Here is a 24412-nt window from a genome sequence, read left to right as displayed (position 1 = left end):
TGCCCCGACATATTGTCGGGGCATTTTTGTTAGCTAAAACTAGCTCAACAACCTAGAGAGCCGAAGCAATCTAGAAGCGGAAGGTGGCACGCAGAGCGCCCCAAAGACCGCTGGTGTCAGCAACGCCAGGAGCGTTGGTGTTACCGTAAAGCACTGACGGTGTAATGGTCAGGAACTGGTTGAAGGGGATCTCGTAGTAGCCTTCGACAAAGAAGGGCTTGGCAGCGGTGGCGCTAGGGGACTCGCCAGCATAAACACCAAGCTGAGTACCTTCAGCCAGGAAGTTGTTGAAGCCAAGGCCAGCATTCCAGCTAAACGTATCACCGCCTACAAAGGAGGTAAACGCACCGTGACCAGCGATGAAGAAGCCACCGAAGTCAAGGTTGAGTAGACCAGCAAAGGTGTCGGTAGCACCAGGTACACCAGCTGCCGCACCATCGCTGTGCAAGTAGGTAGCGGCTGCGTTGAAGAACCCATCGCTCAGGAAGTTGAGCTGAGCAATGTAGCTCTGGTTGTTAGCAGCAAAGATACCAACAGCAGGGCCAGTGGCTTGAGGAGCAAGAGAAGTACCGTTACCGGCGGTGTAGCCCAGATCTAGGATGATATTGTCGGTGAGAGCAAAGTTAATGCCCAGACCAGCGCCATTGGAGGTGCTACCACCGAAGTCGTAGAACTGAGGACCGCTGGGGTCAAACACACCGGGGCCGTCAAAGGGCACGATGGTGCTGGTGACCCAGTCATCGCCAGACAAACCACGGGCAGCAGCAGTCACAGTGATGCGGTTGCCGAGGGGGAAGCTGTAGTAGAAGTCGTCAACGGTAACGTTGTAGTCAAGACCACCAGCATTGGCCAAACCAAACCCGGTAGCCGCATCGCCTTGACCAGATTGGAGGCGAACCCGCAGGCGGTCACGGCCTGTAAAGCTGGAGTCAAAGTTCAAACGGGCACGAGCAGCAACGCTGGTGCTGGTGTCGGTTGCCAGAGTGTCAAACGGGGTGACAATATGCATGTCCACCTGACCAGCCAGCTTGGTGGTGGTGGAGAACTGCTGAGCCCGCAGGGTAGCGGTTTCAGCTTCTAGAGCATCAACGCGACCGCGCAGGGTAGCCAGTTCAGCCTGGAACTCTTCTTGCAGGCGACGGATGGTAGCCAGATCTTCGGGGTTGATGCCGGACTGAGCAATCAGAGTAGCGATGACATCTAAGCAAGCGTTGAGGCCAGCAGCGAACTCAAAGCGGGTCATGCTGCGCTGACCGCGGAAGGTGCGGTCGGGGTAGCCTTGAATACAACCGTAGTTCTCAACCAGGCTTTGTAGCGCTTGGAAAGCCCAATCAGAAGGCAGCACGTCGGTCAGTTCCGAAACGCTGGTGATCTGAGCCAGTTGAATAGAATCTTGATCGAAGTTGCTGACCTGGGTGGTAGCTGCTTCAGCCGCGATCGCAGAGCCAGAAACTGCAACAGCCGCACCTAGTGCAGCGGGCACAGCCAGCAAAGATTGCCAAAATAACTTAGCCATTCGGTATTTTCTCCTCACACCTTATACAAGGTTTATTGTGTACCTGCCAGCGGTTTGGCCTAAGCCATTCCTATGAATAAAGCACAACTTCAACCCACAAGTAGGTCAAAATAGCTGAGCCTCACGTACATCCAAAACCGATATTAGCAGATATGCTCAGTATCGGCCAATAAGTTTTGGCTAAAGCAGCCAAAGGTAACTCACTCGCCTAGAGACGGTCACTGCTGACTCAAAGTTCCCAAGGGTTATGCTGGCCCAACACCTGTAATAAGGCAGGTTGTAGTAACGATGGATTTTACCGTTGGCAATGCAGTCCTTTACTAATAAATGAGGTAACCGTAGCAAGCTTTAGTGCCGGGGAGCTAGGGCTGAAGCAGCCTCAAGCCCCCCTCTGCGCAGGGAATTGGATTCTAGAAGCGGAACGTGGCGCGTAGAACGCCCCATAACCCGGTGTTGTCGATCGTACCAGCCAGACTGGCGTCACCGTAGATCAGTGCGGGAGTAATCGTCAGGAACTGATTGAAGGGAATCTCGTAGTAACCTTCAACAATGAAGGGGTTGTCCGTATAACCAGCGAGCTGAGGCAGTTGACCACCGTAAACGCCGAGTTGAGCCCCCTCAGCTAGGAAGTTGTTGAAGCCAACACCCGCTGTCCAGCTAAAGTCGTTGCCACCATTGAAGGTTTGATAAGCTCCATGACCGGTGATAAAGAAGCCGCCAAAATCAAGACTTAACAAACCGGCGAAGGTATCGGTTGCACCAGCAGGTGCAGCAGTACCAAGCCCATCTACGGCGAACTCAGAAGACAGGTCGTTGTGCAGATAACTCACCGCAGCGTTAAAAAAGCCATCGGTGAGGAAGTTGAGCTGCGCAATGTAGCTCTGGCCAGTTGCGGCAAAGATGCCTACAGAGGGATCAAAAGCACCAGGGGCACCCGCCGTGTAACCAGCATCCAGCACAATATTGTCAGTGAGGGCAATGTTGACACCCACCCCAGCACCGTTGGAGCTGCTGCCGCCAGTACCGTAAAAGCGGGGGGCTCCAGCATCAGCCACTGCCGGACCATCAAAGGGAACGATGGTGCTAGTGACCCAATCGTCACCGGAAAGGCCACGGGCGGCAGCCGTCACCGTAATGCGGTTGCCCACAGGGAAGCTGTAGTAAAAATCATCAACAGTGACGTTGTAGTTACTGCCGCCAGCATTGGCTAAGCCGTATATAGCCTCAAAAGCGTTTCCTTCGCCACCCTGCAGCCGAATGCGCAGGCGATCATCACCAATGAAGCTGGAGTCAAAATTTAAACGCGCCCGAGCTGCAACACTAGTGCTGGTTTCTCCAGGGATAGTGTCAAAGGGGGTAACCAGGTGCATATCGACCTGACCGCGCAGCTTGGTGGTGGTGGAGAACTGTTGAGCCCGCAGGGTAGCGGTTTCAGCTTCTAGAGCATCGACGCGACCGCGCAGGGTGGCAAGTTCAGACTGGAACTCTTCTTGTAGGCGACGGATGGTGGCTAGATCTTCGGGGTTGATGCCCGACTGAGCAATCAGAGTAGCGATGACATCTAAGCAGGCGTTGAGACCAGCAGCGAACTCAAAGCGGGTCATGCTGCGCTGACCGCGGAAGGTGCGGTCGGGGTAGCCTTGAATACAACCGTAGTTCTCAACCAGGCTTTGTAGCGCTTGGAAAGCCCAATCAGAGGGCAGCACGTCGGTCAGCTCCGAAACGCTGGTGATCTGAGCCAGTTGAACAGAATCTTGATCGAAGCTGACCTGCGGGGTAGCAGCGCCTGCCGCGATCGCAGAGCCAGAGCCAGAAACTGCAACAGCCGCACCTAGAGCAGCAGGCACAGCCAGCAAAGATTGCCAAAATAGCTTAGCCATTAAGTATCGCTTCCTCACACCGTTCAGAAAAGTTCAAGCCTTTATTAACAATTCATGTCAATAAAGACAAGCCCAAGGATACCATAGTTAGCCTTTGGGATGTAAATACCGTGCCGACATTGTTGCGAACTAGATGCGCTTATTGAAAACTTCGGGCTTTGCCGGAGGGCAAAATTATTGGGGTTAAGGAGCTACAGGTTGGGCTAACCCTCCATGCAGCCCCTCAAGCGCATGATCTAAACCTTAGAACCGGAAGGTGGCGCGCAGTGCGCCCCAAAAGCCAGTGTTGTCGGTAAAGGCAACCTGATTAGCCTCGCCATAAATTAGCGCCGGGGTAATGGTTAGGAACCGATTGAAGGGAATTTCGTAGTATCCCTCAATCAGAAACGGGTTTTCGCTGCGCCCGACTAGCTGAGGCAGTTGACCGCCATAAATACCCAATTGAGACCCTTCCAACAAAAAGTCGTTGAACCCAAACCCTGCGGTCCAGCTAAAGTCATCGCCGCCGTTGAAGCTAGTAAAAGCCCCATGACCCGCGATGAAAAAGCCGCCGAAGTCGAGGTTCAGCAGACCCGCAAAGGTGTCAGTCCCCCCTGGCGCTGCTGCAACGCCAGTATTGTTGAGGGCAAAGGTCTGCGAGCGATCATTGTGTAGGTAAGCGACAGCCGCATTGAAGAAGCCATCGGTGAGGAAGTTGAGCTGAGCAATGTAGCTCTGGTTAGCTGCCGCAAACAGACCCACGTTGGGCTGGGTAGCACCAGGGTTACCGGCGGTATAGCCCAGGTCGAGCACAAGGTTGTCAGTAAAGGCAATGTTCACCCCCAACCCAGCTCCATTAGAGCTGCTGCCGCCTGCATCATAAAATTGAGGTCCACCGGCATCGGCAACCGAGGGGCCATCAAAGGGCACGATGCTGCTGGTTACCCAGTCACCCCCCGATAGCCCACGGGGGGCCGCCGTTACGGTAATGCGATTACCGAGGGGGAATCTGTAGTAAAAATCATCAATGGAAACGTTGAAGTTGTCGCTGCTACCGGCGTTGGCCAAACCGCCGAAGGGCACCACGGCATTGCCATCGCGAGATTGAAGGCGAATGCGCAGACGGTCTCTGCCGGTAAAGCTGGAGTCAAAGTTTAATCGGGCGCGGGAGGCGACACTGGTGCTGGTTTCGCTGGCAGCGCCCCGTCCCTCAAGGATGTCAAACGGGGTCACCAGGTGGAGGTCAACTTGCCCCCGCAGCCTGGTAGTGGTCGAGAACTGCTGAGCCCGTAGGGTAGCGGTTTCAGCTTCGAGGGCATCGACGCGACCGCGCAGGGTGGCAAGCTCTGCCTGAAATTCTTCTTGCAGACGACGGATGGTAGCCAGGTCATCGGGGTTGATGCCCGACTGGGCAATCAGGGTGGCGATCACGTCTAAGCAGGCATTGAGACCGGCGGCAAACTCGAAGCGAGTCATGGATCGCTGGCCACGGAACGTGCGATCGGGGTAGCCCTGAATGCATCCGTAGTTTTCAACCAGGCTTTGCAGGGCTTGGAAGGCCCAGTCGGAGGGCAGCACGTCGGTCAGCTCTGACACACTGGTGATTTGAGCCAGTTGAACAGAATCTTGATCGAAGCTACTGACCTGGGTAGTAGCAGCGGATTCAGCCGCGATCGCAGCACCTGACACAGCAACAACTGCACCTAGGGCGGCAGGCACAGCCAGTAAAGATTGCCAAAAAACCTTAGACATCCGTAAATCTCTCCTTACACCAGTTAAATGAGCGCGCACACCTTTGGTAACAAAAGTGCCGAAACGCTGCTCAATTAGAAGATTAGGGGAGATCAGCAGCTCTAAAATGAGAGCCGATTTAAGCAGGGATAGTCTTTAGGCGAAACTTTGATTAACGCTATTAACCGTAGGTTAAATAGCTGTGATCTTCTGGGTGCAAGGCGTGGAGCGCAACACCTCCCCTAGGGTAGAGATTCGCCGATGACGCTAGCCCAGAGCAGCAATGGTGTGGGCAAGGGCAAAGTCTTTCTCGGTGAGCCCACCCGCATCGTGGGTGGAGAGGGTAATGACGACGCGGTTGTAGGAAATCTCTAAGTCGGGATGGTGCCCAGCAGCTTCGGCAGGCTCTACCAGCTGGTTAACAAAGTCAATGGCGGTCACGAAATCCTTGAAGGTGCGGGTACAGGTAATCGTCTTGCCGTTCAGGCTCCAGTCGGGGAGTTGGCTGAGTTTGGATTGAATATCGCGATCGCTGAACAAGGTGGCCATAGTTCTAAAGTTATAGGCTGCCCTCTCATCTTAAGGGTGAAGCGCAAACGGCCCAGGGCTGCGATCGCCTCCCTAGAGAGCTGGGTTAAGGCACTAACAGTCCCTTTAAAAAACTATCCGCCCCTGCCAGGGGAAGAAAGTCTTCCTAAGCAGGGGCGGTCTAGTCGGATCTTAGGTTGAACCTGACTGCCGGGAGGAACCCTATTCAGCCAGCTTCGAGAGCTTAGTTAATTGCCAAAGCAACTAACACTGAAGCTAGAGTACAGCCCCGGCACACAGCCGGCTGATCTCAACCTGAAGACCCATGCGTTTACTACTCTCTTGCATGAGCATCACCTCCTGGGTTCTAAACGATAAAATCTGTAGAGTGAGCTGCCGTAACAGCGGCATTACTCGTAAATTAACACAATAATTCTGGCTGTGGCAGAAATTGTGACCTTTGAAAGAGTTGGCCTGCGATCGCCAGGCTAAACTGCCATCTCCAGATTCCTAACCTATGCCCTTAAACACCTTTGTCTCGATCCCCGAGAGCAATCTCGATGAGTGCCTACAGGCCTGGCTGCGTGAAGACGTAGGCCGTGGCGACTGGACCACCGCTGGACTAGGAGCGTTAGTACAGCAGCCAGGGGAGGCCATTTGGATCAGTCGGGCCTCCGGCGTGGTGGCGGGGTTGCCCTTTGCCAGCCGACTCTTTCAACAGCTAGATCCCGATCTCGATTTTCAGCCCCTGGTCAGCGACGGTGACTGCTGCGCCAAAGATACGGCGATCGCCAAAATGAGGGGCAACCTAGCCGCCCTGCTGACCGGCGAACGGGTAGCCCTGAATCTAGTCATGCGCCTCAGCGGCATTGCCACTGCTACCCGCCAGTACGTGGAGCAGTTGGCCCCTGGCCCTACCCAGTTTGTCGATACCCGCAAAACCACTCCAGGGCTGCGCCAGTTCGAAAAATATGCCAGCCGGGTGGGCGGAGCAATCAATCACCGCCTGGGTCTTGACGATGCCGTGATGATTAAAGACAACCACATTGCCGCTGCGGGGGGCCTGCGCCAAGCAGTGGCCCACATTCGCCCAGCAATTCCTTACCCGATGACGGTGGAGGTTGAGACCAGTTCGCTAGAGCAGGTCGAGGAAGCGCTGAGCTGCCCCGTCGATATCATCATGCTCGACAACATGGCCCCCGATGTGATGGCAGCCGCCGTAGTTCGCATTCGTGAGCAACGGCCCGAGATCAAAATCGAGGCCTCGGGCAACGTCACCCTAGAAACCCTGGGGCCAATTGCCGCCACGGGGGTAGATTTTATCTCTAGCAGTGCCCCGGTCACGCGGGCACCGTGGCTAGATATTAGTATGCAGATTGTGTAGTGCTAGCGGGGTTACCCATGATTTTAACCACAGGCCCAAACGTCGATGGTCGGCAGGTGATTCAGTACTGCGGCATCGTCAATGGAGAGGCAATTTTAGGGGCCAACATCTTTAAAGACTTTTTCGCGGGCATTCGCGATGTGGTGGGCGGGCGATCGGGGGCCTACGAGCATTCGCTGCGTCAGGCGCGCAATACGGCCTTAAAAGAAATGACCCAGGCAGCCAAGGACCTGGGGGCCGATGCCATTATTGCCGTCGATATTGACTACGAGTCTCTAGAAATTAACAATGGCGGCAACATGCTGATGGTGGCGGTTAGCGGTACGGCGGTACGGTTAGGCTAAGTGCTTTTTGCCTCAGTTAGCCTCAGTTAGCTGTCGAGGGCATGATGCTTGAGGTCGGCCAGAGAAACGTGCTCCACGGCGGCAGCATGGGTGGCGTTGAGCACTACCGGCGGCGCAACGCCATCGTCTAGGGCTTCTTGCCAACGGGCCGCGCACAGACACCAGCGATCGCCGGGCTTGAGTCCTGGAAACTGAAAGGCGGGGACTGGGGTAGATAGGTCGTTCCCCTGGGCTTTGGTATAGGCCAAAAACTCGGTGGTCATCTGGGCGCACACGACATGCACCCCCATATCGCCTGCGCCTGTGTTGCAGCAGCCATCGCGGTAAAAGCCGGTCATGGGGTCGGTGCAGCAGGGAACCAGTTCGGTACCTAATACGTTGGTGGCATGGACCATAGGGAAAATCCTTGAGATGGATAGGTGGGCGGGTCATGAGCGGAACACCGCGAGCGGGGCATTGGCCACTAGGCCGAGATCCGCTTTAGCTAGCCTACAAACAAACTGGGGCTGTCGGTTAACCAGATCTCGACGCCAGAGAGTCATTCTGCACCCCAGATGCCAGCCCCAGGCTAAAGGCTTGGCGGCGGCGAGCCCAGTGCTAGACTACGAAGGCAACGATGACCCAACGCCACGGTTCTATGACCGTACACCCTAACTCTGTGGGCGATCGCACCCAAACCACCGCTATTGAAGTGCCGATCAGCATCGCGCCGATGATGGATCGCACCGATCGCCACTATCGTTACTTCATGCGGCAGATCACTCGCCACACCCTGCTGTACACCGAGATGGTAACGGCTCAGGCGATTCTCCACGGCGATCGCGATCATCTGCTGGGCTTTACCCCCAGCGAGACTCCCCTGGTGCTGCAAGTGGGGGGCGATGACCCGGCGATGCTGGCCACCTGCGCCCGAGTCGCCGCCGATTTTGGCTACGACGCCATTAACCTGAATGTGGGCTGCCCCAGCGATCGCGTTCAGAGCGGCAACTTTGGGGCCTGTCTGATGGCCCAGCCCGAGCAGGTGGCCGAAGGCGTTGCTGCTATGATGGCCGCTAGCCCATTGCCCGTCAGCATCAAGCATCGCATTGGCATCGACGATTGCGATCGCTATGAGGATATGGCCAATTTTGTCAGCACCGTGGCAGACACCGGCTGCCGTCACTTCACCGTTCATGCCCGCAAGGCCTGGCTTCAGGGCCTTAGCCCCAAAGACAATCGCACCGTGCCGCCCCTGCGCTACAGCGAGGTGCACCGGCTCAAGCAAGAGTTTCCCCACCTGTGGATTGAAATCAATGGTGGCTTTACCGACCTCGAGGCGGTGTCAGCCCAGGTAGCCTGGGTAGACGGCGTGATGATTGGCCGAGCCGCCTACGACCATCCCTACCAATTTGCCGAGGTAGATGGTCGATTTTTTGCCTCAGACATACTTCCCCCCACGCGGCAGCAGGTGGTTGAGGCCATGCTGCCCTACATTGACCACTGGGTGCGTCAGGGGCTTAAGCTCAACAAAATTACCCGCCATATGCTGATGCTGTTTGCGGGGCAACCCGGCAGCCGCCGCTGGAAACAGATTTTAACCGCAGAGTCGTGTAAAGCTGGGGCCGGCGTTGAGGTGGTACACAAAGCCCTAGCCGCCGTCCAAGACCAAGGCAAGATTCAAACCCAGCTAGGGAGCCTCGCTTACCCCCTGGGTTCCAGTAGCTAAGGCCGTCGGGCTCCAAACGAAAGGATAAACATATTCGTCGGTGGTGGTGAGGGGGGCGAATTCGGTACCGTTGGGCCTGACCCGGTGTAATACCTGAGTTCCCAGGGCATCGTCCGGGGGGGTGGCGGTAAAGGCAATCCAATCACCCTCGGGAGACCACTGGCTTTCGAGCAGGTTTTGCAGGGGTTGGTCAGTCAGGGGGGTGAACTCCTGATTGACCAGGTCGAGGCGAAATAGGGTTTGCAGCCCGGCTTGTACCCCAGAGGCCAGCACAAGCTGTTGACTGTTGGGTGCCCAGCTCAAGGCGTCATAGAAGCCAGGGCGAGTCAGGTCTTGGATCGCTCCGGTGTTGACGTTGACTAAGGCAATGATTTCCTGATTGCTAAAGGGTGGGTTGTGGGGACGATAAAAGGCGATGTAGCGTCCGTCGGGTGACCAAAACAAGCGGCTACGGTAGATCTGAAAGTCGGCGGCTGGGGTAAGCACCCGGCGATCGCCCCCATCGACCCCCACCACATTGAGGCGCTGAAACGGATAATTGCCTTCGTAAAAGGCTAAGCGAGTGCCGTCGGGCGACCAAGCCAGGGGGCTACCTGCCGCCCCGTAGACACCAGGGGTCTGGGTAATGCGCCGCGCCCGGCTGCCGTCTAGCCCAGCTACAAAAATGTGCTGATTAGTCACGTAGGCCACCTGGCTGCCGTCGGGAGACAGAAAGGGGGCGGACTCTGAGGCCGTCGATAGAGCAGTCGATAAAGCCGGGAGGGGAATCAACACGCCAGTGGCACGGCTGAGCAACAGTTCTAATTCACCCGGTGCCCCGGCGATAGCCGCAGGGCAGTAGTGCTCAATCACCAGGGTTTCATCGTCGCGCTGCCAGGTGAGTTCGAGGGTGGGTGGACGCTGGCAGTCGCTCGAAAAGACCAGTTCTGGCGTTGCTGATGCTGAGTCAAGGCGATAGACCTCACCGTAGTTTTGCACCACGCCTAACCGCTGCCCATCGCCCGACCAGGCCAGGGCGTTGACGGGGCGATCGCTGGCAGGCAGTAGAGAGGTGCGATCGCTGCTGCTCGGCGCTAGGCGAAACAGACCGTCGGGGGTAGCAAAGGTAAGGTCAGCCGCGTGCCCTGCCGTTAAGCTAAAGGCCATCAGCCCGGTAGTTAGCACTGCCACAGAAGGTTGAATCACAGTTCCACATCCTCGCGCATTCCACTCGTCATCATAGCTACAGGCCAGGGGGCCTGAGTTTAACTCGCAGGCCAGAGATTGCTTTGGCAGCCCGCTACCGCTGGCCCACGGCTGAGAGGCTAGAGCCGTCGCCAGATCAGCCGAGATGGCCAAGACCCCGCTCACCAAGACCCCAGCATTCCAGTGCTCAAACCCTGGCCCAGATCCTTCATGTTCTAACCAAAGTGGCTACTGGCTACCAGTACCAAGGTAGAAAACACTAAGACCCTGCCTCAGTTACTATGACTGAGAATGAGCGGGTTGATTCCAGCGCTGGCTCCGATGTTGTATCTTTCTACGGCCCATGAACTTCATCAGCCTGTTTTTTGTCTTTTTGATTTTTTCTTCTATTCAACCTGCCATTCAACGCCGGATCGTTGAGTCGCGTCGGTTGAATGCCATTCGTAACCTGGAGCAACAGCGGGGCAGTCGGGTGATTTTGCTGATTCACCGCCAGGAGTCGATCAGCCTGCTGGGCATTCCCATCTCCCGGTTCATCAATATTGAAGACTCTGAGCAAATTTTACGGGCCATTCGCCTGACGCCAGCCAACGTGCCCATTGACCTGGTGCTGCACACCCCAGGCGGTCTGGTGCTGGCCACCGAGCAAATTGCCCGAGCGCTGATTCGCCACAGCGCTAAGGTAACGGTGTTTATTCCCCACTACGCCATGAGCGGCGGCACGATGCTGGCCATGGCCGCCGACGAAATTGTGATGGATGAGAATGCGGTGCTGGGGCCGGTGGATCCACAGCTTGGCAACGTAGCGGCGGCCAGCATTCTCAAGGTGCTAGAGGCCAAGCCCCCCGAAAAAATTGACGACCAAACCCTAATCACCGCCGATGTGGCCCGCAAGGCGATTCACCAGGTGCAGCGGTTTGTGCGCGCCCTGCTGGAAGATGCGATCCCGCAGCAAAAGGTAGATCCGGCCAATATCGACAAAATTATCGATCGCCTCACCACCGGCCAGGTCACCCACGACTACCCCATCTCGGTGGAAGAAGCGACGGAGATCGGGCTGCCGGTCAGGGGAGGCCTACCGCTAGAAATTTATAGTTTGATGGATCTCTACCCGCAGCCAATGATGGGGCGACCCACAGTGCAGTACATTCCGATGCCGTACCAAAATCCGCCGGTATTGCCTGCGGGACAGGGGCGATCGGAATAGCCCAAAGGTATTGTTTGCCGTAGGGTTGACCCACCCCGCCCTCTGGGCACACCTCCCAAGGAGGGGACGGCGTTATCCCGAACTGAAAACTGCATTAGACAGCAGTAGCCAGGTAGGTGATGACAGCCTGGGCAATCTGTTCGTTGCCGTTTTTGGCGATCGCCTGCGCCATGCGAGGTGGGTCGAGGGGCTGATGCAGAAACTGCCAATCGCCGTGAAAGAGATCGTCTGGGGTGAGCACCCGGTGCCAGCTATGATCTTGCATGCCGTTGACCAAGACCGGGCCTTCGGCAAAGTCGTCGCGGGTGATGGTGATAATCGGTACCGCCAATCGGCAGGCTTCAGAAAAGGTGCTAAACCCTGGTTTTGAGACAATTCGGCTACAGAGGGGCATCACATCTACCGGGCGAAAACCCTGCCTCGGCACCTTAAAGAGGTTGGGTAAATCAGGGGCATCTTGCTCGAAGGTCAAAAATTGCCAGTCGGGAAACTGAGCCAACCGGCCATAGGGAATCGCCTGTAGGCTGAGGCCACCAAAGGTAAGCAGCACGGTGCGATCGCGGGGTATGGTCAAATTCCACTGCTGCCTGAGGTCATCGACCCCGTAGCGAGGGTTGCCCCCGGTCAGCCCAACATCTTCTACTACTGGAAAGGCAGACATGGGCTCATGGAAGGGCAGGCGAAACAGGCGATCGCACTGGCTAAAACAGTCACTAATCCAGGTGGCGGCGGGGGCAAACTCTGGGCCTAAGGCGCGGTAGATAAAATCCCAACCAAAATTGCTGACCATCCAGCAGGGAATGTCGGCGGCATGGGCGATCGCCGGTGCCAGCGGCGGAATATCTGCCAGCACCAGGTTTACCCCCCGCTGCTTGAGATACTTGGCCTCTGCGGCAATCGTGTCCTGCTGATGAGCCTGAATCGCTTGGAGCTTAGCCAGCGTAGCGGGCAGATCCATCGCCAGGCTATCGGGCTGAACCACCCCAATATCAAACGCCACCGGGCGATACTCGTACTCCGTTGGCAGATATTCATTCAGCAACCACTGGGGGGCTGTGGTGGCAATCACCAGTTCTACCTCCGGCTGCATAGCCTTGATTGTGGCGGCAATGGCGGCAGCGCGGGTGGCGTGGCCAAACCCGTGGTTAGTGATGGCCAGATACAGGGTAGGGCCGGGCATAGCAAACACTCTCAACAAAAAAAGGCTCACCCCGTGGGGCGAGCCTTAATCATAAGCAGATACCTCTAAAGCTGAGGCACAAACTGCTGCTTGTCGGGCACGGCGGTGTATTCAGAGACAATCTGGCGGAACTCGTCCCCATCGATCGTTTCGCGCTCAACCAGCAGATCTACCAGGCGGTCGATCAAGGCGCGGTTATCTTCCATAATCCGCTTGGCGTTGGCGTAGCAGCTATCGACAATCAACCTAACCTGGCCGTCAATGCGAGACGACACCTCTTCGGAGTACTCCGAGCGAGACAGCCAGTCGCGGCCAAGAAACACTTCTCCCTGGGAGCTTTCTAGGGAAAGGGGACCCAGATCAGACATGCCGAAGCGCGTCACCATTTGGCGAGCCATGCCGCTGACCTGTTGCAGGTCATTGCCGGCCCCAGTAGTCACTTCAGCGTCGCCAAAGATCACATCCTCAGCGGCGCGACCGCCGAGAGCGCCAGTAATGCGGGCCAGCAGCTGCGCCCGAGAAATCAGCATCTGCTCTTCGCTGGGGGTAAACCAGGTCAAGCCCTGGGCCTGACCCCGAGGAATTAGGGTGACTTTTTGCACTGGATCGTGATCTTTGACCAGGGTGCCAATAATGGCGTGGCCAATCTCGTGGTAGGCAATCAGTCGCTTGCTCTTGCTATCGACTAAGGGAGTGCCTTCCATACCCGCAATCACCCGATCTACGGCGTCATCTACCTCACCCATGGTGATCGCATCTTTGCGGCGACGGGCGGTGAGAATGGCGGCCTCGTTGAGCAGGTTAGCCAGGTCAGCCCCGGTAAAACCAGGCGTCCGACGGGCGATCGCCTCTAGAGAGATGTCATCGGCCAACTTTTTGTTGCGAGCGTGAACTTCGAGAATTTCGACCCGGCCCTTCACATCGGGCGGATCAACCATCACCTGCCGGTCAAAGCGACCGGGTCGCAGCAGGGCCGAGTCAAGCACGTCGACTCGGTTAGTCGCGGCGATGATGATAATGCCGCTGTTGCCCTCAAAGCCATCCATCTCGGTGAGCAACTGGTTGAGGGTCTGCTCCCGCTCGTCGTTGCCGCCGCCAATGCCTGCGCCCCGTTGACGACCCACAGCGTCAATCTCGTCAATAAAGATGATGCAGGGAGCGTTTTCTTTGGCTTTCTTAAACAGGTCGCGCACGCGGGAGGCACCCACGCCCACAAACATTTCGACAAATTCAGAACCCGAGATGCTGAAGAAAGGAACCCCGGCTTCGCCTGCGATCGCCTTGGCCAAGAGCGTTTTACCGGTTCCAGGAGGGCCAACCAGCAGCACCCCTTTAGGAATGCGGGCACCAATGGAGGTGAACCGCTCCGGCTTTTTCAAAAAGGTAACAACTTCTTCTAGCTCTTCTTTGGCTTCGTCAATACCGGCCACATCGTCAAACATGATGCCAGTCTTGGCTTCCATCATGAAGCGGGCCTTTGACTTACCAAAGTTCATCGCCTGACCAGGCCCACCCATCGACCCATTGGAGCGGCGGAACAAAAAGAACAAACCACCAATCAACAGCAGCGGGAACAGCAGATTGCCCAGGGCACCCACCAGAGCGCCGTCGTTGCGGGGCGGATGAGAATCGAGGCTGATGTTGGCCGTACGTAGGCGGCTGACCAGGTCGGGGGAGTTGCCCGGCAGGTCTACCCGCCAGCGCATCACCCGGCTGTCTAGGTCAGGATCAACGGCTTCAACAATGGCTGTTCTGCCGCCGTCATAGAGGTCTACGGCGGTCACCCGACCGGCATCGAGATAGTCGAGAAAGCGACCATAGGTAAGGCGGGTATTGGCCGCATTACGCCCCATATCGGCAGGGGCCGACGAAAACGCTCCTTGCCACAAAAAGAACCCCACTACCAGCAGCGGCAGGGTCCACAGTAAGGCTACTCGCCAGGAAAATTTCATACCAATGGCCTCTTCTGACTAACGTGCACAGTGTTAATGCGGGTTTAGTTAACGGGGTTGACTAAACTTGACCCTGCATTTGGCGTGGCTAACAACCTAAGTTGGCCAGACCTGGCAGGACAATATCCCAACGCGAAAAAGAAATATGAGATAAATCTTTACTTAATGTAACGTAAGCAACGCAACTGGATCAAACTGGCCCAGGAAATGTTGTTAATTCGAGGGATTAACGACAGTCTATCGCTTCTTTAGCGGGAAGGCCGGGGAGCGAGATGCCGAAGCAGAGGTGGTAGAAGAGCAGGGAGCCGCTACCACCTCTTGCCTTATACCAACGCTAGAGCCGCCTTCAGGCGAGACACGTCAAACTCGCGCTGGCGCAAAATTAGCCAAGATTCCATTAGGTCTGGTCCTTGCAGAGCACCCATCAACGCAGCCCGCATCGATTTCATCACCAGTCCTTTTTTAACCCCCTGGGCTTTGGTCACGTCATTGACCAAAGCTTTCAAATCGTCCAGGGTGGCAGGGGCTGGGTCATTCAGCCCGGCGAGAATGCCCTCCAGTACCGCAGCGACGCCGTCGAGTTGCACCTGAGCTTTGGCATCGTCGGCAAAGTCGACGGTTTCGGTAAAGAAAAAGCGGCTTTGCTCAACTACGTCGGTAAGCCGGGTCAGGCTAGGGGCAAGCATGCCCACCAGCGGCAGCAGCCAGCGGCGATCGGCATCAGGGTCAATGGCATAGTCGGCGGCTTGGAGGTAGGGCAGGGTCAGGTCTAACAGGGCGGCGGGCTCCATCGCGTGGAGGTATTGGCTGTTGAGCCAGTCGAGCTTGTCCCAATCGAACTTGGCCCCGGCTTTGTTGACGCGATCGAAGCTGAACTGCTGGGCGGCTTCGGCGAGGGTAAACTGCTCGGCGGCATCGGGAGCCGACCAGCCCAGCAGGGTCATGTAGTTGACCAGGGCCGGAGCCACAAAACCCATTTTTTGAAAGTCAGAAATGGAGGTCACGCCGTCGCGCTTGGAGAGCTTCTGCCCCGTCTGGTTGAGAATTAGCGGCGTATGGGCAAATTCGGGCACGGCAGCACCCAGGGCTTCGTAGAGCAAAATTTGCTTGGCGGTATTGGCAATGTGGTCTTCGCCGCGAATGACGTGGGTAATGGCCATCTCGATGTCATCGACCACTACGGCCAGGTTGTAGAGGGGCTGGCCAATGGTGCTGGCAGAGGAGGCGCGGGCCACTACCATGTCGCCGCCCAGGTCACTGGCCTGCCAGGTGACCGGGCCACGCACCAGGTCGTGCCAGGTGATGGTGCGGCTGTCATCGATCTTGAAGCGAATGACGGCGGTGCGGCCCTCGGCTTCATAGACGGCCTGCTGGTCGGGGGTGAGATCGCGGTGGCGGTTGTCGTAGCGGGGGGCCTGGTTCTTGGCTTTTTGGGTCTCGCGCATGGCGTCGAGTTCTTCAGGCGTATCGTAGGCACGGTAGGCTAAGCCCTTGTCGAGCAGGGTTTGAATGGCCTGGCGGTAGAGATCGAGCCGCTGCGACTGAAAGAAGGGGCCTTCGTCCCACTCCATGCCCAGCCACTTGAGGCCGGTGAGAATGTTTTCGGTGAATTCTGGTTTGGAGCGCTCTTCGTCGGTGTCTTCGATGCGGAGAATGAACTGGCCACCCTCGTGGCGGGCGTATAGCCAGTTGAAGACGGCGGTGCGGGCGGTACCAATGTGCAGCGTCCCGGTGGGGCTAGGAGCAAGGCGAACACGAACGGTCATGGGAAATTCCTGCACTCTCGACAAATGGGACAGTCTTCTATTTTAGGGGGTGGGGGGTTGGCCCTCAAGATCGGTCTTTAGCCACCCCAGGGGCGTCGTCTAACAGACCAGTCCTTAGGGCGCATGCCCTGCGCCCTAAGGACTCGGGGGTTAACCAAACAGGATGTCGTGTGAGCGGTGCATTGCGGCCAAGAGAGTGAGATGAAGATCCCAGGGTTTTTCAAAAACCCTGGGATCTGGGGGTGCCCCGTAGTACCAATCCACCCATGTCCCCATCTACTCCCCCACCGCCTGCCGCACCCAAAGCTCTACCCCCTCAGCCAGGGTTTCGGCCAGCCTCGCCTGCTGTTGCGGGTCGACAATCCACTCAAACTCGTCGGGGTTGATCATAAAGCCCAGCTCTAGCAGCACCGAGGGGGCGACATGGGGGCGAGTGAGGGCAAGGTTGTTCCAAAACACGCCGTAGGAGGGGCGGTCTAGCTCGGCCACCAGATAGTCGTGGAGAAACTGGGCCAGGCTGTGGGCCTGGGTATGGAACCAAAAAGCCCCAATGCCAGCGGTATTTTGGGCGTCGCCAGCGTCGGGCAGGGCGTTGTAGTGAATGCTGAGGGCAAGGGTGGGCTGGTCTTGGGCAATCTGGATGGCGCGATCGTTGACGCCAAGGAAGCTGTCGTCGGTGCGGGTCATGATCACGCGGGCACCCCGCGCTTCTAGGGCCGCTTGCAGCAGCAACGAAACATCGAGGTTGGGGGTCTTCTCGGGGGTGCCGTCGGGGCCACGGGCACCCAGTTCGTCGCCGCCGTGGCCGGGGTCGACAAGAATGGTGGTGCCTGCCAGGGGGCGATCGCGCTGCACTGTGGGCGGCTGTTTGAGGGAGAGTACCAGGGTCGTGCCTTCGTAGCGCAGCTTGTAGCCCCACTGTTGGGCGGGTTTGAGATTAATGCGGTACTGCACCTGGTCGGGCAGCAGGGGCGACCAGTCGAAGCGATCGATCAGGCCATCGTCGGTGACGAAGATGGTGTCGGTCTGGGGCACGGTGTTGTGCAGGGTGAGAGTAAAGACATCGGTGTCTTGCTGAATACTGACGGGTACGGGCACCTGAAGGGGGAAAAGAATCTCCGTCCAGCCGGGCACCTGGCGAGAGGTAATGCCGCGAATCTGCGATCGCACCCCCGAAGCCCCGGCCACCGCCTCTGTCTCACTGACGCGGATCCAGCCGCCGTAGTCGAGGCGCAGCCAGTCGCCTTCGCGGGCGGTGACGCGGGCGCGGGTGCCCTGGGGCAGGGGGGTGAGGCGCGAGTAGTCGGTGCTGGGGCCGGTGCGGGCTACCCCGGCGGGCACCGTTACTTCCACCACCGTCACGGCGTTGACATCCATGACGCTCAAGGTGCCGGTCGCTGTTTCGGTAACGGTGGCTCCATTCTGGCTGAGGCTATAGACGGGCTGGCCCAAAGTGCCTGGCTCTGCTGCGACAAAACAGCGTTGGTAGGGGGTGGGGCCAACTGCGGTGGGGCTGGTCTGATCGATCAACACCCCTGAGTTGGGCGGCAGAGCCTGACTGCTCTGGGGTACCAGGGCGTAGGTCTGCCCCGCTAGCGAGGCCGTCACCGTGGCGTTGGCGGGAGCGATCGCCCCCAGGCACACCCAGTCGCCAGGGGCGTGGGCCACATCTACCGAGGGCACCAGAGAGCCGCCAGCAAAGCCCAGGGTATCGGGCAACTGCGGGCCTGGGGCCAACCGGGTAACGGCGATGGAGAGGGTTTGGTCGCCCTGGCTGAGGGTAAAGGTGTTGGGGCCTAGATCTAGCGATCGCGACGGGGCAAAGTGGCCCGCTGCGCTGCGGCCCTCAATTGGTTCGCCGTTGAGCAGCACCGGTTGATCGGCGGCTCCCGTGCCAATCAAGAAGATTTGCGCCGCCGTGGTCTCGTGGCCATTGGGGGGGTAGACCACCTGGAGCGGAGCCTCGGCACGGGCGATCGCAGCCATGCTCACCGTACCCAGACTCGCCAGCGCCGCTGCGCCCCATACCCACTGCGCCATAGCTTGTACCTAGTGCGATCGCTACTCCGCCAGTCTACGCCCCTGGGTAGCGTTCTCCAACCCTCAACCTGGCCTAGAGCATTGGCCTAGAGCGACTCGCCCAACCCCTGGACCCAATCTTCGCCGAGCTGAATAGTGATGTCAGAGTTGAGCACGCCCGTACTTTCGACCCGCACTTCGCCAATGCCCAAAAGCCGGTGCACCAGTTCGGCGGTGGCTCCATCCCCCCGCTGGGCCACCACCCGACTCATGGGTAGGGGTTGATTGAGTGGGCGATCGATGCGGAGATCAGCGTAGCCGTGGTCGCGCAGGGCCTGGGTCAGGGTTTCGACTGCCACCGGGTCACCCGTGCTGTCTTGAATGGCGATGCGCACGCGGCTGGGGCTACGGGTGGCCACCCGCTGGGTGCCATAGCCAAAATATTGATCGACCAGGCCATCGATCTCACTGTGGTTGGGCAGCCAATAGCTCAGCGAAAAATCTCGGGGGTTGCTGAAGGTGCCGGGCAGCATCAGCATTTTCACGTTAGAGCGATTGATTTGAGCGCCGTAACCCACCAGCGCCAGCAGTTCTTCGACGGTGAGGTTGGTATCGACATTGGACTGAATCACCGACAGAATCTTGGGCAGCCGGGCGATCGTGGCCGGATTGAGCGTCTGTTCGGTAAACGCGCGCATAAACGTCTGCTGGCGCTGCACGCGACCAATGTCACCATGGGCATCGTAGCGAAACCGCAAAAACTGGAGTGCCTTATTGCCATCCAGGACTTGTTCGCCCGCTTTGAGGTTGATGTAGAGGTGCTGGCTATCGTCTTGATACCGCATGTCTTGGGGCACATTCACCGTCACCCCGCCCAGGGCATCGATCAGCTTTTCGACCCCCTGCACGTTGATCCGCACGTAGCGATCGATCGCCACGCCGCCGAGCATGTCACTGACCGACTCTGCCGCCAGGGCCGGACCACCATAGATGTTGGCCTCATTGAGTTTGGTCAGACTACCGCGCACATAGGTGCGGGTATCGCGGGGCAGCGACAGCACCACCAACTGCTCGGTTTGCGGGTTAAAGCGCAGCAGCAGCATCGAGTCTGACCGGCCTTCAAAGGAATCGACTAGGGCGTGATAGCCCAGCCCTTTGAGCTCAGGCGGCACCTCTCTGACATCGGAGGTCAGCACCTTAATGCCCAACACCAAAATGTTGACTGGGCGGGTCAGGCGCGGCAGGCGCAGACTGCCTGAAGACAGCATTGGCGTTTCATGGCTAAATACCTCTGCTTCGTCGGCACTGAGCTGCTGCTGAAGCGGCGCTGTCGACAGCGATACCGCCAACAGGCCGCCAGCCACCCCAGAGATGCCAGCCACCACCGCTAGAGAAACGCCTAACCCCAGCAGCCGAGTCCATCGCCGCTGCTTCCTAGACAGTTTAGAGAGCCCTTGGCGGCGATCGCGCGGCGTTCCCTCGGAGGTTCGGGGTTGCATCTGGGGATGATTACGATGGGACACCAGCGAAAAACCTAGCTATCAACACAAGCAAACGGAGCGGCGGAGAATGGCCTGAGCATGGCTACAGCGACTCGCCTAAGCCCTGGTTCCAATCTTCGCCCAGCTGAATAGTGATGTCGGAATTTAAAGCACCGGTACTTTCTACTCGCACTTCGCCAATGCCCAAATACCGGTGCACCACTTCGGCTGTAGCTCCATCGCCCCGCTGAGCCACAATGCGACTAATCGGTAGAGGATCGTGCAACGTCTTATCGACAAACACGTTGGAATAACCACTATCCCGCAGGGCCTTGGTGAGAGCCTGCACCGCTACCGGATTATTGGTGCTGTCTTGAATGGCGACCCGCACGCGACTGGGGGTACTGGTGGTGGCCACCCGCTGGGTGCCATAGCCAAAGTACTGATCGACCATGCCATCGATATCGCCATAGTTGGGCAACCAATAGCTCAAGTTATAGTCTTGGGGACGGCTAAAGGTGCCGGGCAGCATCAGCATCTGCACATTAGACCGGTTGATTTGTGCGCCGTAACCCACCAGCGCCAACAGCTCTTCTACGGTGAGGTTGGTGTCGACATTGGACTGAATCACCGACAAAATCTTGGGCAACCGGGTAATGGTTGCGGGGTTAAGGGCTTGCTCAGTCAGCGATCGCATGAACATTTGCTGGCGCTGAATCCGACCAATATCACCCTGGGCATCGTAGCGAAACCGCAGAAACTGGAGCGCCTTATTGCCATCCAGGGTTTGCTCGCCCGCCTTGAGGTTGATGTAGAGGTGCTGGCTATCGTCTTGGTACTTCATGTCTTGGGGCACCGTCACCGTCACCCCGCCCAGGGCATCAATCAGCTTTTCGACCCCCTGCACGTTGATCCGCACGTAGCGATCGATCGCCACGCCGCCGAGCAGATCGCTCACCGATTCTGCCGTTAAAGCCGGGCCCCCATCGCGATTGGCCTCATTGAGCTTAGTAAGGCGACCGCGCACATAGGTGCGGGTGTCGCGGGGCAACGACAGCACCACCAGTTGCTCAGTCTGAGGGTTAAACCGCAGCAGCAGCATCGAGTCTGACAGACCATCAAAGGAGTTGACTAAGGCGTGATAGCCCAGACCTTGAAGCTCAGGGGGCACGTTGTCTACATCCGACGACAACACCTTGATGCCCAGCACCAAAATATTGACGGGCCGGGTTAGGCGCGGTAGCCGCAAGTTGCCACTGGATGAAATTGGGGTTTCTTGGCTGAAGACACCCGATTCTTCGGCGCTGAGCTCCTGCTGCATGAGCGGTGCAGCCGACAGCGAAACCGCCAGCAGCGCCCCAGCCACGCCAGATATCCCCGCCACCCCTGCCAGCGCAATTCCCACTCCTAACAGACGCGGAATACGGCGACGCGGCTTAGCAGGCACTGGCTGAGGATGTCCCTGGGGTGAGCGGGCTTTTGAATGTTGGGGATTTCGTTGAGACACCACAAACCTCAGGGGGCAATTAGGAGATGATCGACTGAAGACAGATCTGTCTAAAGACAGAACCTGAAAAATTTTAGCTGCATGGTAACAGCAATTCAGCCAGCCGATTCACGTAATCTAAGCCAGGCCTAAGAATTCACGGTAATTTCTACAAAAATTGGTGATTACCCTAGGGTAGCCGCTTACTCAACTGGCTAAAACCAGGCAAGCTCACAGACTTGCCCTGCAACAGCCGGATCATCAGCACCAGACTGGTCAGGGTGTACCCTGTCGTCACCAGAGTATTGGTAATCAGCAGCCGCAGCGAGAGCCCCGGCGACAGGTGGCTGCCAGCACTGAGCAAGCCATAGGTCACGAGCCAGGTCAAGGCCAGGGTAATCACCAGGCGGCTAACCGCCAGCTCTTGGCGGCTGCCCTGCTTTTGCCACAGGCTATAGACCGCAGGTACTACCCCAAAAATCGGCACCAGATAAAGGGTCAACTTCAAGCGCTCAAGGGTTTCACCCGAGCCGGGGCTAGCTTGTTTCATAAACCAAATGTGCCCTGAACGATGGAACAGCGGAGAGGAGTTGTTATAGGGTATGCCCAGATTTTGGCCTCTACAATCAGCGCCGATGTCCTAAACATCTTAGATTGTGCCACTCGAAGGGAGGGCATCTTCATTGCCCTGCCCCAGCAGGGTGTGCAACTGTTTCAGCAGAATTAGGGGTTTTGAGTGGCAGGCTTTCCTAACGCCTCAAAAATTTGATGGGCCATGTCTAGCTTGGTGCAGGGAGGGATGACAATTTTGTCTCCCGTTTTGGTCAGCAGAATGGCTTGGTTGCGATCGCCCCCAAATCCGCTGCCCGCCACATCAACCGGGTTCGCCACGATCGCATCGAGCCCTTTGCGACGCAGCTTGTCCATCGCTGGGGGCAAAATATCGCCGGTCTGGGCCGCAAAACCAACCAGTTTTTGATGGGGCGATCGCCGCTGGGCCAAATCGGCCACAATATCGGGCACCGGGGCCAGGGGCAGCGCCTCGGGCAGGTCGGCCTTGGTGAGCTTGGTCGCGGCCTGAGTGGTCGGTTTCACGTCGGCGACCGCCGCTGCCATCACAATCCAATCGGCTGGAGCAAGGTGAGCTAGCATGGCCTGGTGCATCTGCGCAGCGGTGGTCACCTCGACGGTCTGAATACCCCCCAAACGGGCCTTGAGGGCCTCTTCCATCGGCCCGTGCACCAGGGTGACCGAGGCTCCCCGATGCAGTGCTGCCTGGGCCAGGGCCACCCCCATTTTGCCGCTGGCTGGGTTGCCAATAAAGCGGACCGGATCTAAAAACTCGCGGGTGCTGCCGGTGCTGATCAACAGTTGCTGGCCCGCTAGATCGCGCTTGCCCCCAGTGTGCAGCAGCGAGTGAATGTGGCTGAGAATGTCGGCAGGTTCGGCCATGCGCCCGGTGCCCACGCGATCGCAGGCCAACACCCCACTGCCTGGGGCGATCGCGTGGTAGCGATCATCTTGCAGCACCTGCTGCCAGTTGCGCTGCACCGACGGCTGCTGCCACATGTCAGTGTTCATGGCTGGGGCCAGCAGCACCGGGCAGGTAGAGGCCAGCACTGTGTTGGTCAACAGGTTGTCGGCTAGGCCGTGGGCCAGCTTGCCCAGGGTATTGGCGCTCAGGGGCGCAATTACAAATAGTTCAGCCCATTCGCCCAGTTCAATGTGCAGCGGTCGTCCCTGGCTAGCCTGCCAAAACTGCTCGTCGGTGTAGGCGGGGTGACGCGCCAGGGTAGCTACGGTCAGCGGCGGAATGAAGGCCTGCCCCTGCTGGGTCAGCACCACCCGCACCGCTAGACCCTCCTTGGCCAGCGACGAAATGACAGAGCAAACTTTATAGGCCGCAATGCCGCCGCTAATGCCCAGTAGCACCCGGCGGGGAGCTTCCCCAGTTGTAGACCTGCCTGTCATGCCCGCTCCGAATGCAGAAACCTCGATTTAACCATAGGCAAGTTAGGGCGAACACCGTTCGCCCCTACCGGTGGGGAATATGCAGCTAGGATTTAGGGCTAGACCCGCTACGATTCATCGTAGGGTTCGAGGTCGAGCAGGTAGACATAGGACTCTACTAGCTCAGGTCGCTGAAAGGCGATCGCCCGCAGTAAGTGCCAGTCTTGCAGCCCCTCAAAAGCGTTCTCGTAGGCATCGGTCTCTAGACGAGTAGCCAGCTCAGCCACCGTATCCGGTGTCATATCTGAGACGGTTTGCTGCGAAACATGTAGGCTTAGCATAGTCCTTTCCCCCTTGGTGACAGTTACCCCAGAGCGGCGCCATACCCCCTAAAGGGCCGATCCTCGATCGCAGCCTGAAGTCATTCACTCTGCTTCTATCCTAAAGGGTGGCTCAGGGGATTCTGCCCGGCCTGCCTCAAATCTTCGCAAAACCCACTAATCAACTCTATGACCTGGGGCGGAATTTCATGCCCCATAGCCAGTTCGTGCCAGGTCACCGGCTGGCCGTGGGCCGCCAAAGCAGCTCTGGCCTGCTGGGCGAGAGCTAGAGGCACCACCGGGTCGAAGGCTCCGTGCACCATCATCACCGGGCGGGGGCTAACCGGAGCCTGGGCCACACCGTGCAGATAGCCACTCAGAATAATCTGCCCCGCCAGGGGAATTTGCGACCCCACATCTAGCGCCATTGCGCCCCCCTGGGAAAACCCAGCCAAGAAGGTTTTTTCTAGGGGAATACCAGTGGTCTGGGGCAGATTCAGTAACCAGGTTTTCAACCGCGCTTGACTAGCTTGCAGATCGTCCTGGGCCGTGAAATCGTGGGGGCGACGAAAATCATACCCCGAAGGAAAGCCGTACCACATCCGCCCCCCAGGCGCTTGGGGATGAGGCCACGGCGCATCGGGAAAGACCATAGCCAGGTTGCTGAGCTTGAGAGCAGGCGCTAAGCCCACCAGGTCGGCGGCGTTGGCTCCCCAGCCGTGCAAGGCCACCAAACACCAGTCGGCGGTATCTGGACCATAGGTGAGCGCCTGAAGCGTTTGATCGGTAGGCAGCATAA

General features: G+C 57.9%; 20 protein-coding genes. 4 read left to right on the top strand and 16 right to left on the bottom strand.

The genetic code is table 11. From position 1 onward, the window contains the following. Positions 1-70 precede the first annotated feature (70 nt). The 4 genes from RRF56_RS16465 to RRF56_RS16450 all read right to left on the bottom strand — a co-directional run bounded on the left by RRF56_RS16465 (position 71) and on the right by RRF56_RS16450 (position 5655). Complete coding sequence (locus tag RRF56_RS16465; RefSeq protein WP_317034265.1) at positions 71-1516, bottom strand: iron uptake porin; 1446 nt, start codon at positions 1514-1516, stop codon at positions 71-73. 410 nt (positions 1517-1926) lie between these two features. Beyond that, positions 1927-3396, bottom strand: coding sequence for an iron uptake porin (locus RRF56_RS16460; protein ID WP_317034264.1), 1470 nt, complete (start codon positions 3394-3396; stop codon positions 1927-1929). Between the two features lie 243 nt (positions 3397-3639). Beyond that, complete coding sequence (locus RRF56_RS16455) at positions 3640-5127, bottom strand: iron uptake porin (protein WP_317034263.1); 1488 nt, start codon at positions 5125-5127, stop codon at positions 3640-3642. Between the two features lie 246 nt (positions 5128-5373). Further along, entirely contained in the window at positions 5374-5655 is a 282-nt protein-coding gene (locus RRF56_RS16450; RefSeq protein ID WP_317034262.1) for a 4a-hydroxytetrahydrobiopterin dehydratase, read from the bottom strand. 496 nt (positions 5656-6151) lie between these two features. On the opposite strand from RRF56_RS16450, the gene nadC reads away from it, so the two are divergent. Then, positions 6152-7018: a carboxylating nicotinate-nucleotide diphosphorylase gene (gene nadC, locus RRF56_RS16445; RefSeq protein WP_317034261.1), complete on the top strand. Its 867-nt coding sequence runs from the start codon at positions 6152-6154 to the stop codon at positions 7016-7018. A 17-nt stretch (positions 7019-7035) separates the two neighbouring features. After that, positions 7036-7362 carry a heavy metal-binding domain-containing protein gene (locus RRF56_RS16440; protein ID WP_317034260.1) on the top strand — a complete coding sequence of 109 codons (327 nt, stop codon included), beginning with the start codon at positions 7036-7038 and terminating at the stop codon, positions 7360-7362. Positions 7363-7388: 26 nt separating this feature from the next. Here the strand turns inward: RRF56_RS16440 and RRF56_RS16435 are convergent, their stop codons facing one another. Next, on the bottom strand, positions 7389-7757 hold the full coding sequence (locus RRF56_RS16435; protein WP_317034259.1) for a DUF2237 domain-containing protein: 369 nt from the start codon (positions 7755-7757) through the stop codon (positions 7389-7391). A 242-nt stretch (positions 7758-7999) separates the two neighbouring features. On the opposite strand from RRF56_RS16435, the gene dusA reads away from it, so the two are divergent. Beyond that, on the top strand, positions 8000-9067 hold the full coding sequence (dusA, locus tag RRF56_RS16430) for a tRNA dihydrouridine(20/20a) synthase DusA (RefSeq protein ID WP_410510623.1): 1068 nt from the start codon (positions 8000-8002) through the stop codon (positions 9065-9067). On the opposite strand, the gene RRF56_RS16425 is transcribed toward dusA, so the two are convergent. Further along, positions 9029-10252 (bottom strand): DPP IV N-terminal domain-containing protein, encoded by a 1224-nt coding sequence (locus RRF56_RS16425; protein WP_317034257.1) that lies wholly within the window; start codon positions 10250-10252, stop codon positions 9029-9031. The two genes, dusA and RRF56_RS16425, sit on opposite strands and share 39 nt — an antisense overlap. 343 nt (positions 10253-10595) lie before the next feature. Between RRF56_RS16425 and RRF56_RS16420 the strand changes: the two genes are divergently transcribed. Then, on the top strand, positions 10596-11459 hold the full coding sequence (locus RRF56_RS16420) for an SDH family Clp fold serine proteinase (RefSeq protein WP_317034256.1): 864 nt from the start codon (positions 10596-10598) through the stop codon (positions 11457-11459). A 94-nt stretch (positions 11460-11553) separates the two neighbouring features. On the opposite strand, the gene RRF56_RS16415 is transcribed toward RRF56_RS16420, so the two are convergent. From RRF56_RS16415 to RRF56_RS16370, 10 genes are all read right to left on the bottom strand, one after another. After that, positions 11554-12639: a glycosyl transferase gene (locus RRF56_RS16415; protein WP_317034255.1), complete on the bottom strand. Its 1086-nt coding sequence runs from the start codon at positions 12637-12639 to the stop codon at positions 11554-11556. Between the two features lie 65 nt (positions 12640-12704). Then, positions 12705-14591: an ATP-dependent zinc metalloprotease FtsH2 gene (gene ftsH2 / locus RRF56_RS16410; protein WP_317034254.1), complete on the bottom strand. Its 1887-nt coding sequence runs from the start codon at positions 14589-14591 to the stop codon at positions 12705-12707. Between the two features lie 323 nt (positions 14592-14914). Then, entirely contained in the window at positions 14915-16357 is a 1443-nt protein-coding gene (gene gltX, locus RRF56_RS16405; protein ID WP_317034253.1) for a glutamate--tRNA ligase, read from the bottom strand. Between the two features lie 276 nt (positions 16358-16633). After that, on the bottom strand, positions 16634-18397 hold the full coding sequence (locus tag RRF56_RS16400; RefSeq protein ID WP_317034252.1) for an N-acetylmuramoyl-L-alanine amidase: 1764 nt from the start codon (positions 18395-18397) through the stop codon (positions 16634-16636). A gap of 86 nt (positions 18398-18483) precedes the next feature. Continuing rightward, positions 18484-19875, bottom strand: a complete 1392-nt coding sequence (locus tag RRF56_RS16395) for an LCP family protein (RefSeq protein ID WP_317034251.1) — start codon at positions 19873-19875, stop codon at positions 18484-18486. An 85-nt stretch (positions 19876-19960) separates the two neighbouring features. Further along, the gene (locus tag RRF56_RS16390; protein WP_317034250.1) at positions 19961-21364 is read right to left on the bottom strand and encodes an LCP family protein; all 1404 of its coding nucleotides are present in this window, start codon (positions 21362-21364) and stop codon (positions 19961-19963) included. Between the two features lie 169 nt (positions 21365-21533). After that, a complete protein-coding gene (locus RRF56_RS16385) occupies positions 21534-21893 on the bottom strand; it encodes a hypothetical protein (RefSeq protein WP_317034249.1) in 360 nt (119 codons plus the stop codon). Positions 21894-22066: 173 nt separating this feature from the next. Then, positions 22067-23314, bottom strand: a complete 1248-nt coding sequence (gene coaBC / locus RRF56_RS16380) for a bifunctional phosphopantothenoylcysteine decarboxylase/phosphopantothenate--cysteine ligase CoaBC (RefSeq protein ID WP_317034248.1) — start codon at positions 23312-23314, stop codon at positions 22067-22069. Between the two features lie 107 nt (positions 23315-23421). After that, complete coding sequence (locus tag RRF56_RS16375) at positions 23422-23634, bottom strand: DUF2555 domain-containing protein (protein ID WP_317034247.1); 213 nt, start codon at positions 23632-23634, stop codon at positions 23422-23424. A gap of 95 nt (positions 23635-23729) precedes the next feature. Then, the gene (locus RRF56_RS16370; RefSeq protein ID WP_317034246.1) at positions 23730-24410 is read right to left on the bottom strand and encodes an esterase; all 681 of its coding nucleotides are present in this window, start codon (positions 24408-24410) and stop codon (positions 23730-23732) included. Positions 24411-24412: the final 2 nt, after the last annotated feature.

It is taken from the genome of Nodosilinea sp. E11, from assembly GCF_032813545.1.
Lineage (GTDB): Bacteria > Cyanobacteriota > Cyanobacteriia > Phormidesmidales > Phormidesmidaceae > Nodosilinea.
Note: the sequence above shows the minus strand (reverse complement) of the source record. Positions and strands in the feature narration are given on the sequence as shown.